The organism is Nemorincola caseinilytica (assembly GCF_039540515.1).
Taxonomy (GTDB): Bacteria; Bacteroidota; Bacteroidia; order Chitinophagales; family Chitinophagaceae; genus Nemorincola; species Nemorincola caseinilytica.
This window is the reverse complement of sequence record NZ_BAABFA010000004.1, coordinates 62378-73248: the sequence shown is the minus strand read 5'-3', so window position 1 is coordinate 73248 and position 10871 is coordinate 62378. Positions and strand designations below refer to the sequence as shown.

Genomic DNA, 10871 nt, shown 5'->3' with positions numbered 1-10871 from the left:
TATGCTACTATCGTCTACATTATCTTTTATGGAACAGCTGGCACAGAACAACAACAAGTCCTGGTTCGACACGCACAAGAACGAATACCTGGCCGCAAAGGACGACTATGAGGCCCTGGTAACAGAGGTGCTGGCAGGCATGGCCACCTTAGACCCTGCTTTTAAAGATGTAGACCCTAAAAAAAGCATAATGCGTATATACCGCGATGTACGTTTCTCGAAAGATAAGTCGCCATACAAGACCAACCTAGGGGCTGGCTTCGGTATGGGAGGTGGTAAGAACACCGGCGCGGGCTACTACCTGCACATAGAACCGGGAAAGAGCTTTGCCGGTGGCGGCCTGTGGCAGCCGGAAGGCCCGGCGCTAAAAGCCATACGCCAGGAAATAGATTACAACTTTGAAGAGTTCGGGAAAATAGTGAACGACAAAAAGTTCAAAAAAATGTTCGCGCAGATAGATGGAGATAAGCTGGTAAAGGCTCCCCAGGGCTATAGCGACGACAACCCGGCAATAGAATACCTGCGACTGAAGAGTTTCACGGTAGGCGCCCCCCTACCCGATGCCGACCTGACCAAAAAAGGCGCGGCAAAAAAAATAGTAGATGCCTTTGCTACCATGAAGCCTTTCGTAGACTTTCTGAACAAGGGGGTCGTCTGAACAAGGTGCATCCTGTAATTCCTTTCATCTTATCATCGTGTTCAAGACCTTGATATGTTGTGAATAACCCAGGAAGCGCCTTTTCTTTTGTCTTTTTACTTTTGACTTTTTAATTCAGTACCCTTACCTTTGCGCAAAATTTCACAAACCATAATTTTAATATAACTGATACTTATGTCAAACGTAGGTAAGATCAAACAGATCATCGGACCGGTAGTAGACGTTTATTTTGGTGGCAACAGCAAGCTGCCAGAGATATTCAACGCTCTTGAGCTAACTCGTGAGAACGGTGACAAGCTGGTACTGGAAGTACAGCAACACCTTGGAGAGGACAGCGTGCGCGCAGTAGCTATGGACGGTACCGAAGGCCTCGTTCGCGGTACAGAAGTAAGGGACACAGGCAAGGCGATAGCAATGCCTATAGGCGAGCAGATAAATGGTCGCCTGTTCAACGTGACCGGTGATGCTATCGACGGTCTGGCTGCTCCTGATAAGACAGGTGGCCGCCCGATACACGCAAAACCACCAAAATTCGAAGACCTGAGCACTGCCTCTGAGATCCTGTTCACAGGTATCAAGGTGATAGACCTGATAGAACCATATGCAAAAGGTGGTAAGATTGGTCTGTTCGGTGGTGCCGGTGTGGGTAAGACCGTACTGATACAGGAACTCATCAACAATATCGCAAAAGCATACGCAGGTCTGTCGGTGTTCGCCGGTGTGGGCGAGCGTACCCGCGAAGGTAATGACCTGATGCGCGAAATGATCGAGGCCGGCATCGTGAAATACGGTGAGAAATTCATGCACAGCATGGAGGCCGGTGGCTGGGACCTGAGCGCCGTAGATATGAACGAGCTGAAGGACAGCAAGGCTACCTTCGTGTTCGGCCAGATGAACGAACCCCCCGGATCGCGTGCCCGTGTTGCCCTTTCGGGTCTTACACTTGCCGAATACTTCCGCGATGGCGATGGTACAGGCAAAGGAAAGGACATCCTGTTCTTCGTAGACAACATCTTCCGTTTCACACAGGCAGGTTCTGAGGTGTCGGCCCTGCTGGGTCGTATGCCATCGGCGGTGGGTTACCAGCCTACACTGGCCACAGAAATGGGTCTGATGCAGGAGCGTATCACCTCTACCAAGAATGGTTCTATCACCTCGGTACAGGCGGTATATGTACCAGCGGATGACCTTACCGATCCGGCCCCGGCTACTACCTTCGCTCACCTTGATGCGACGACCGTACTGGACCGTAAGATAGCTGACCTTGGTATATACCCTGCGGTGAACCCACTGGAATCTACATCGCGTATCCTGACACCTGCCATAGTAGGTGATGCCCACTACAACTGCGCCAACCGCGTGAAGCTGATACTGCAGCGCTACAAGGAACTGCAGGACATCATCGCCATCCTGGGTATGGATGAACTGAGCGAAGAGGACAAGATGACCGTGGCCCGCGCCCGTAAGGTACAGCGTTTCCTTTCTCAGCCATTCCATGTGGCAGAGGCCTTTACCGGTCTGAAAGGCGTACTGGTACCTATCGAAGAGACCATCCGCGGCTTCAACATGATCATGGACGGCGAAGTGGACGAGTATCCTGAAGCGGCCTTCAACCTGGTAGGTAATATAGACGACGCTATAGCCAAGGGCAAGAAGCTGATGGAGCAGGCAAAGAACTAATTAGCTGATGTGATAATTAGCTGATCGGCTAATTGTAGAACGCAGGTAGTTATTTAATACTATATCAGCTAATTAGCTGATCATCAAATTAGCTAATCAACACGAAAATGAACTTAGAGATATTAACACCAGAGCATAAGGTATACAGCGGTAAGGTATATGGTATACAGCTGCCCGGCACCAATGGTTCTTTCGAGATACTAGAGAAGCATGCTCCGCTCATTGCATCACTGGGCAAGGGCCGCATGAAAGTGCTGAAGGACAAGAGCATGAACAATACCGAGACCTACGATATATCGGCAGGTTTCGTAGAGGTGCTGAACGATAATGTGAGCGTACTGATAGAAGATGCCACTGCTATAGACTAAGTGAACTGAACAAGGTCTGTAAAACGAATAACGGCTGTCTCCACAAGAGGCAGCCGTTATTGTTTATGACTTTGCGTTCTTTCTCTATCAGAAGCAGTATTTGCCCTCTTCTATAAGCTTTGCCGCTATCCTGCGCCGGGCATCCTTTGTATTGAAATTTCCCGCTTTGGTGAAACGTTTCATACCCAGCAGCATCATACGTTGTGTATCGCCGGTAGCAAAGGCATTGATGGCATTGCGGCCTGCTACATTGATACGGTCGGCAGCATCGTAAATGAATGTGCGCGCTATATCTGCAGCAAGTTCGGCATTGGCATGGCCGCTATTGGTCATCTTCATAGCACGCAGCAGTGTGCTTTCGGCCTGGAAGGTATCTATCGCCATATCAGCAATGTTCATCAGTATCTCCTGCTCATGTTCCAGTTGCATCATAAGCTGCTGCGCCGCTGCGCCGGCACACATCAGTATGCCTTTCTTGAAGTTGGCTATGGTCTTCTGTTCTATAGCAAAAGGCGCATCATCTTCGCCGAAGTCTGGGATGCTCATCAGCTCCTGCTGCACGGCCATGGCGGGCTTCATCAGGTCTATGCGGCCCTTCATGGCACGCTTCAGGTACATATCCAGCGTCAGCAGCCTGTTTATCTCATTGGTACCCTCGAAGATGCGATTGATGCGGCTATCGCGGTATGCGCGAGAAATATTGTATTCGTCAGAAAAACCATTGCCACCGTGTATCTGCACACCCTCATCTACCACATAGTCTAGCGCTTCAGAGCCCAGCACTTTCAGCATGGCGCATTCTATGGCATACTCTTCGGCCGCACCCAATAGCGCATCGGGTCTGCCGGCCTGTTCCAGCTCATGTTCCTTATCATCTATCCAGCTGGCGGTACGGTATAGCGCCGTATCGGCCGCGAACACGCGTATGGCCATCTCGGCCAGCTTGTGCTGTATGGCGCCGAACGAGGCTATAGGCACCTTGAACTGCTCACGGGTCTTAGCATATTGTATGGCCACACCCGTAGCGCGTTTGGCGCCACCAAGCGCTGCAGCGCACAGCTTCAGCCTGCCAATGTTCAGTATATTGAAGGCTATGATGTGCCCCTTCCCTATCTCCCCCAGTACATTTTCTTTGGGCACTATACAGTTCTCGAAGAACAATTGCCGCGTACTGCTGCCTTTGATACCCATCTTGTGCTCTTCCTCGCCAAAAGATAAGCCGGGCGTACCGCGCTCTACTATGAAGGCAGTGAACTTGTCGCCACCCTCTTTGGCAAAAACAGTGAACACATCGGCAAAACCACCGTTGGTGATCCATATCTTCTGCCCGGTGATGGCATATCCTTTACCATCGGGCGTTAGCCTGGCTGTGGTACTGGCCGCAAGCGCATCAGAGCCCGAATTGGGTTCGGTAAGTGCGTAGGCGCCCTTCATTTCGCCCGTTGCCAGCTTGGGAATGTACTTCTGCTTCTGCTCTTCTGTACCGAAGTAAAGTATGGGCAGAGAGCCTATACCATTGTGCGCGGCCATGGCCACCGCGAACGAGTGGCCGCTACCCAGGCATTCATTCACCAGTGTAGCGGTAACGAAATCCTTGCCAAGGCCACCATACTTCTCAGGGAAGGCAGCGCCCAGCAGGCCCAGTTCGCCTGCCTTATCTAGCAGGCGGGGCATGATGTTATCTTTCTGCTGATCGATCTCTATCAAATGTGGCAGCACCTCTTTTTCAAGGAACTCTTCGCACATCTGTATGATCATGTGATGCTCTTCGGTAAAGTCTTCCGGCGTGTATGTGCTCTCTGGTACAGATGGCTGAATAAGGAACGAACCACCTGCTATAGCTGCTAATGTCTCCATACAGATATGTTTTGTATAAAGCTACTCAAAAAAGCACAAAAAGGAATGTTATATCATAGTACGGCCGTACATGAGAATATTCAGCAAATGAGACCATCTATCGCAGTAGATCGAGCACGGTATTGATGCGGTAGCCTTTGTGCGGGCGCATGGCCACCCCTATCCTGGCGTAGCTGCCCAGCAATATATTGCGATGGCCCAGGGAGGGCACATCTTCATCTACCAGCAGTGTCACCACTACCCCTACCGGCTCTTCCACACCATAGCTACAGCATTCACCATTGAACTTGCGCACATCCCTGCAGCGCTGCGTCTGGCGGTCGTGCCCTGTATAGCCGTTCTTGCCCGATGTGGTAGCATGGCATTCGGCACTGGTAAAACACTGCTGGTCGGGCTGGAGGATAGAGAGCGGTTCCTGGTTGCGCATCTGCTTCATGAGCGACAGGTAGTACTTAGCAGATGTCATGTCTATATCATTGCGCTCGCTATAGGGGCGTACTACGGTCTTTGCGAACAAGGCAGGCTCGGTACGCGCCATGTTCAGTATCCATACCAGTTCCTTCTCATCGGCAGAAAGGTACTTGGTATTGGCAGCCGTATTGCAGGCATTGAATTTGGGGTCTTTCCACTCATCGCTATAGGCAGCAAGCGGGTTCACCGCTTTGCCCTGGGCAGATACACACAGGGGAAGTACAAGCAGAACGAACATCAGGCACCATACCTGCCTTATAAGGACCTTCATAGTAGGAAGCTATTGTGAGAATGCAATAAGGGGTATATATTTCATTCTGCGCGTGTTTCTAGTCTAGCTTCAATACTGCAAGGAAGGCCTCCTGCGGCACATCTACACTGCCTATCTGACGCATGCGCTTCTTACCTTCTTTCTGCTTTTCCAGCAGCTTGCGCTTACGGCTTATGTCGCCGCCATAACACTTGGCGGTCACGTCTTTGCGCATAGCGCTTATGGTCTCACGCGCTACTATCTTGGCGCCTATGGCTGCCTGTATGGCTATTACGAACTGCTGGCGTGGCAGCAGCTCCTTCAGCTTTGTACACAGCTTGCGGCCAAAATCCTCGGCGCGACCGCGATGTATGAGCGCACTCAAGGCATCTACCTGTTCGCCATTCAGCAGTATGTCCATTTTCACTATGTCGCTCTCACGATAGTCGAGCGGGTTGTAGTCGAATGATGCGTAACCGCGCGTGCAAGACTTGAGCTTATCATAAAAATCGAACACGATCTCGGCCAGCGGCATTTCGAATATGAGCTCTACGCGCGTAGGAGTAAGATAATGCTGGTTGATAAGCAGGCCACGCTTTCCCAGGCACAGGCTCATGATGTTACCTATATACTCTGGCAGGGTAATGATCTGCGCACGGATGAACGGCTCCTCTATCCTGTCTACATGGTTGGGAGAGGGCATTTCGCTGGGGTTGTTCACCGTTATCATCTTGTTCTTATCGCGCGTGGTGTAGGCGCGGAAGCCCACGTTGGGCACGGTGGTGATAACTGTCTGGTTGAACTCGCGTTCCAGGCGTTCCTGTATGATCTCCATGTGCAGCATGCCCAGGAAACCGCAACGGAAACCGAAGCCCAGCGCCTGTGATGTCTCCGGCTCAAAGGTGAGCGAGGCATCATTGAGCTGTAGCTTTTCCATACAGTCGCGCAGGTCTTCAAAGTCATCGGTGCTTACGGGGTATATACCTGCGAACACCATTGGCTTCACTTCCTGGAAGCCCTTTACACTTTCCTGCGTAGGGTTGGATACACTTGTTATGGTATCGCCCACCTTTACTTCTTTCGCATTCTTGATACCGGTGATGATGTAGCCCACATCGCCTGCCTTTACTTCGTTCTTGGGTGTAAGGGCCAGCTTCATGATACCTACTTCATCGGCATTATACTCGGCATCGGTATGTACGAAGAGCACTTTCTCGTTCTTCTTTATAGTACCGTTGAACACACGGAAGTAGGCAATGATACCACGGAAAGAGTTGAACACACTATCGAATATCACCGCCTGCAGTGGCGCCTCGGGGTCGCCCTTGGGAGCAGGTATACGCTCTATTACCGCGGTCATTATCTCTTCTATACCTATACCGCTTTTGCCACTGGCCAGTACTATATCGGCCGGGTCGCAGCCTATCAGGTCCACTATCTGGTCGGTCACCTCGGGTATCATGGCGCCGTCCATGTCTATCTTGTTGATAACGGGTATTATCTCAAGGTCGTTATCGAGGGCCAGGTACAGGTTGCTGATGGTCTGCGCCTGTATACCCTGGCTGGCATCTACCAGCAGCAGGGCGCCTTCGCAGGCGGCCAGCGCGCGGCTCACCTCATAGCTGAAGTCGACGTGGCCGGGAGTATCTATGAGGTTCAGCGTATACTTTTCGCCCTTATACTCATAGTCCATCTGTATAGCATGGCTCTTGATGGTGATACCCTTCTCACGTTCCAGGTCCATATCATCGAGCACCTGGGCCTGCATTTCGCGGGAAGAGATGGTCTTGGTATGTTCCAGCAGGCGATCGGCCAGCGTGCTTTTACCGTGGTCTATATGAGCTATGATGCAAAAATTCCGTATGTTCTTCATATTATTCTTTCCCACCACGCGAACAGGCGCACTTTAGGGCGTGCAAAGGTACGGATTAAGTTTGAACCTTGGCCAATAGGATAAGAGATGACCATGATATGATATCTCGGGAAAATGTCCGCTAAGCTAAAAACGCCCATGCTTATATATTATCCGCAGGTCTTGTTCACCGGGTGGGATGCATGCATCGATCGCATCTAACAAACGCGCCACCTTCTTGTCGTAATAGCCATTTACCTGCCACTTACCCGATCTTTTGGCACATGCCATTTCCACAGACATTTGCCGTTCCTCATCGCACGGCCTTTCTTTCAGGCCAGGCGGCCTGGCCGTGACGAGCCCACCACTGACATACTTCTCTACCAATGAGCGAAGCCTTTTGCGCTCTGCAGGTGTCAGTATATGCTCCAGAAGCACCTCGGGCCTGTAGTTCTCGTCATTCATATCGCCATGCTCCGAATAGTAGGTGATGGTAAGCGCGCTATCATCTGCAAAATATCGGTAAGTATGGTAGCAGCCATGGTCTACCCCATTATCGTTTATCTCTATATAAAAACGCCCGCCTGCCTGTCCCAGTACCGGAGAACAGGCGACAAAGAACAACCCACCGGCAATAATGATGGTCTTTGACAGGGTATCATTCACTAAAAAAAGGGACGTTGCAATAACGTCCCTCAATGATGTCAACATATTTTAGAAGTATTTATTACTTATTCCACTTCTCTTCTCTTGCACGGCGCCTCATCTCTTTGCGGCTGCCGCGTTCTTCGCTCCTGCGGCTATGGCGTTCGCCATCTCCGGCATCGCGAGAGTGAGTATGGGTTTCCTCACGCTCTTCTGCCACAGGGCGGGCATCGCGGTCGTGCGTGCGCCTGCCTTCTGTGGGGCGGCTTTCCTCCTGTTCGCCACGCGCAGCGGGCCTGTCATTACCGCGGCCTTCGTCTTCGCGCATGGCTTGCGGTTCGTGCTCGTGCCTCTGGCCGGCAACGCCCTCATCGTCCTTGTGCTTGCGGCTCTTGCGACCCTCGGGATATTTCACATCATCCATGGCACGGTATCTGTCGGCGTCCTTACCTGTATAATACTTGCGTTTGTACATCTTCTCAGAAGAGCGTTCTTCTTTTTCGGACTGTGCCAGAACGGGCTGCGCCGACACCACAAAAAGTGCAGCAGCAACGAATGCAGGGAATGATATTTTGATGTTCATGATGATAAAAGTAAGAAAAAAAATGAATGATCAGAGCGCTCATGGCCTCAGATACAAGTCGAAATAGTCTGTTACCTTCTGCATAAGGTGTACGCGGTCCTTGCCACGCACATTGTGCTGGTGGCCGGGATATACGAAGTAATCGACCTGCACACCTTCGTCCACACATTTCTTCAGGAAGTTGAGGCTGTGCTGCCATACCACCACATCATCGTCGGTACCATGTATGAGCATGAACTTGCCATCCAGGTCCTTCACCTTAGTGAGCAGGTTGGCATTGGCATAACCTTTGGGGTTATCGTCCGGTACATCCATGTAGCGCTCGGTATACATCACCTCATACATGCTCCAGTCCATCACCGGGCCACCGGCCACCGCACACTTGAACACACCGGGACGACGCAGCATGAGGGATGTGGTCATAAAGCCGCCATAGCTCCAGCCGTGTACGCCCATACGTTTAGCGTCTACATAGGGCAATGAGCGCAAGTAGTCCACACCGCGTAACTGGTCGGCTATCTCTACATCGCCCAGGTGGCGGAAGGTGGCCTGCTCGAATTTAAGACCACGGTTCCAGCTACCACGGCCATCCATAGTGAATACTATATAGCCGCGCTGTGCCATATACTCATACCACAGGTTGCCGCTGGCGGGGAAACTGTTGTGCAGCAACTGCACATTGGGGCCGTTGTACAGGTATACTATAACGGGATATTTCTTTTTGGGGTCGAAACCAGTGGGCAGTATCAGCTTGCCATACAGGGGCGTTACACCATCGGCGGCCGTAATGGTCACCTCTTTTACCTGTGGCCTGTCATAGGCGGTGAGGGTGTTCTCGGCCCTTAACACTTCGTGGGCAAAGGGCTTGTTCACACCATATACTACCGTATTACGGGGCACATCGGCATTGCTGTATACATCCAGTATATACCCACCGTCGGCGCTTACGTTCACATTGTGCATACCGGGCTCCTTGTCTATACGCTGCAGGCGGGCATCCTGTAGGCCTAGGGTGTACACATGTTTCTCCATAGGCGACTCTTTGGAGGTAGTGATGATGGCCTTGCTGCCATCGGCGGTGATGGCGGCCAGCTCGTTCACCACCCAGCGGCCGCCGGTGAGTTTGCGCAGCAGCTTGCCATCGGTATTGTAGAGGTAGAGGTGATTGTAGCCATCGCGCTCGCTATGCCATATGAACTGGTCATCGTGGCCGGGAACGAAGGTGAGGGGGTGTGTAGGGTGTACATATTTCGCGTCGGTCTCTTCGAAGAGGGTCTTTACCTTATCGCCGGTAGCAGCATCGTATTTATTGAGCCACAGGTGGTTCTGTTCACGGTTCAGGATGGCTACGAATATGTAGCGTTCATCGGGGCTCCAGGTAACGGCCGTAAGGTAATGGTCGGCATTCTTTGTGCCGGTGTTCAGGGTCACCGTGCTACGGGTGGTCACATTGTATACGCGCAGGGTCACCTCGTGCGACACACCACCGGCCATGGGATATTTTATGATGTCGGCGGTAGCGGGTGTAGTACCCCAGCGCACAATGGGATAGTCCTTTACCATTGTCTGGTCCATGCGGTAGTAGGCCAGGTAGTTGCCCGCGGGCGAGAAGAATATACCCCTGTCTATACCGAACTCATCGCGGTGCACGGCCTTGCCGCTGATGATGTTCCTGTCCTGCTCATCGGTGACGGGCAGCTTGGTGCGGGTGCTGCGCTCCTGTACATATAAGTTGTTATCTATGGTATAGGCTATGTTGCGGCTTTTGTCTACCGTTATGTTCTCGGCCTTGGCGGGTAGCTCGGCGGCATGTGTCCAGGTCCAGGTATCGTCTTCCAGCACACCCATTACCACATCGGTACCATTCACGAAGTAGGCCCTGTTCTCTTCCAGCCAGCGCAGTGTGGGCGTACCGCTCACCCTTACCGGGTATTTGCCGAAAGGCACCGTATATATATGCTTGCCTGCCGAACGGCTGTAGTCGGTCACCTTCCAGCCGTCCTTGTCGCTCTGCCAGAGGCAGCCGGTGGCAGGTTGCCACGATGCGTTCTTAATACCCTTTGGCGCCAACGTGGTGGCCATGCCATTGGTGGCCTCGGCTATGGTGAAGTTCTTCTTTTTTTGCTGGGCAAAAGAAGAGAGCGAAAAAAGCATCAGCGCGAATGCCGCACTGCGCGAAGGACGAGGAAGGTACATATTGCCTGTCTTTTTTTGATGTGGCAACAAACATAATAAAAAAGTGCCCTTCTAGGTGCTTTGGGCAGAAGTGAGAAAGCACTTCATGTCTTGAGCGGGTCTCCTTGCCGGGCCTGTGCGTTAGCAGGGACCCGCTTACTTTGGTAGGGCTGTAAAGGTCGGTCCTTATACCCCCGGTCTGGAGACCGGCCCATCTGCGTGAGGCACGAGAGCGCTACGCTAACTCCGCGCCAGGGGGGATAAGGTGAATCGGGCACTATTCCCACAAAATATTTTGCAATGGTAATGCGTGCATAGGCTATTGTTTACGA

9 protein-coding genes are annotated in these 10871 nt (G+C 51.9%); 3 read left to right on the top strand and 6 right to left on the bottom strand.

What is annotated here, in order from left to right; all coding sequences use genetic code 11:
• Nucleotide 1 precedes the first annotated feature (1 nt).
• From ABD843_RS01135 to atpC, 3 genes are all read left to right on the top strand, one after another.
• Entirely contained in the window at nucleotides 2-658 is a 657-nt protein-coding gene (locus tag ABD843_RS01135) for a DUF2461 domain-containing protein (protein WP_345077236.1), read from the top strand.
• A 174-nt stretch (nucleotides 659-832) separates the two neighbouring features.
• Nucleotides 833-2338, top strand: a complete 1506-nt coding sequence (gene atpD / locus ABD843_RS01130) for a F0F1 ATP synthase subunit beta (protein ID WP_345077233.1) — start codon at nucleotides 833-835, stop codon at nucleotides 2336-2338.
• A gap of 107 nt (nucleotides 2339-2445) precedes the next feature.
• Nucleotides 2446-2706, top strand: coding sequence for an ATP synthase F1 subunit epsilon (gene atpC / locus ABD843_RS01125; protein ID WP_345077230.1), 261 nt, complete (start codon nucleotides 2446-2448; stop codon nucleotides 2704-2706).
• 87 nt (nucleotides 2707-2793) lie between these two features.
• Here the strand turns inward: atpC and ABD843_RS01120 are convergent, their stop codons facing one another.
• The 6 genes from ABD843_RS01120 to ABD843_RS01095 form a co-directional block, all read right to left on the bottom strand.
• Nucleotides 2794-4563, bottom strand: a complete 1770-nt coding sequence (locus ABD843_RS01120; RefSeq protein WP_345077228.1) for an acyl-CoA dehydrogenase family protein — start codon at nucleotides 4561-4563, stop codon at nucleotides 2794-2796.
• Nucleotides 4564-4660: 97 nt separating this feature from the next.
• The gene (locus tag ABD843_RS01115) at nucleotides 4661-5305 is read right to left on the bottom strand and encodes a hypothetical protein (protein WP_345077225.1); all 645 of its coding nucleotides are present in this window, start codon (nucleotides 5303-5305) and stop codon (nucleotides 4661-4663) included.
• A gap of 58 nt (nucleotides 5306-5363) precedes the next feature.
• Complete coding sequence (gene lepA, locus ABD843_RS01110; RefSeq protein WP_345077222.1) at nucleotides 5364-7157, bottom strand: translation elongation factor 4; 1794 nt, start codon at nucleotides 7155-7157, stop codon at nucleotides 5364-5366.
• A gap of 126 nt (nucleotides 7158-7283) precedes the next feature.
• Nucleotides 7284-7802, bottom strand: coding sequence for a hypothetical protein (locus tag ABD843_RS01105; protein ID WP_345077219.1), 519 nt, complete (start codon nucleotides 7800-7802; stop codon nucleotides 7284-7286).
• Nucleotides 7803-7863: 61 nt separating this feature from the next.
• Nucleotides 7864-8364, bottom strand: coding sequence for a hypothetical protein (locus tag ABD843_RS01100; protein WP_345077216.1), 501 nt, complete (start codon nucleotides 8362-8364; stop codon nucleotides 7864-7866).
• A 39-nt stretch (nucleotides 8365-8403) separates the two neighbouring features.
• Nucleotides 8404-10560, bottom strand: coding sequence for a S9 family peptidase (locus ABD843_RS01095; protein WP_345077213.1), 2157 nt, complete (start codon nucleotides 10558-10560; stop codon nucleotides 8404-8406).
• Nucleotides 10561-10871: the final 311 nt, after the last annotated feature.

What these genes read in the sequence shown, in the direction of transcription:
- atpD (WP_345077233.1), top strand. Translation starts at nt 833, where the DNA reads ATGTCAAACGTAGGTAAGATCAAACAGATCATCGGACCGGTAGTAGAC.
- ABD843_RS01135 (WP_345077236.1), top strand. Translation starts at nt 2, where the DNA reads ATGCTACTATCGTCTACATTATCTTTTATGGAACAGCTGGCACAGAAC.
- lepA (WP_345077222.1), bottom strand. Translation starts at nt 7,157, where the DNA reads ATGAAGAACATACGGAATTTTTGCATCATAGCTCATATAGACCACGGT.
- ABD843_RS01115 (WP_345077225.1), bottom strand. Translation starts at nt 5,305, where the DNA reads ATGAAGGTCCTTATAAGGCAGGTATGGTGCCTGATGTTCGTTCTGCTT.
- ABD843_RS01095 (WP_345077213.1), bottom strand. Translation starts at nt 10,560, where the DNA reads ATGTACCTTCCTCGTCCTTCGCGCAGTGCGGCATTCGCGCTGATGCTT.
- atpC (WP_345077230.1), top strand. Translation starts at nt 2,446, where the DNA reads ATGAACTTAGAGATATTAACACCAGAGCATAAGGTATACAGCGGTAAG.
- ABD843_RS01100 (WP_345077216.1), bottom strand. Translation starts at nt 8,364, where the DNA reads ATGAACATCAAAATATCATTCCCTGCATTCGTTGCTGCTGCACTTTTT.
- ABD843_RS01120 (WP_345077228.1), bottom strand. Translation starts at nt 4,563, where the DNA reads ATGGAGACATTAGCAGCTATAGCAGGTGGTTCGTTCCTTATTCAGCCA.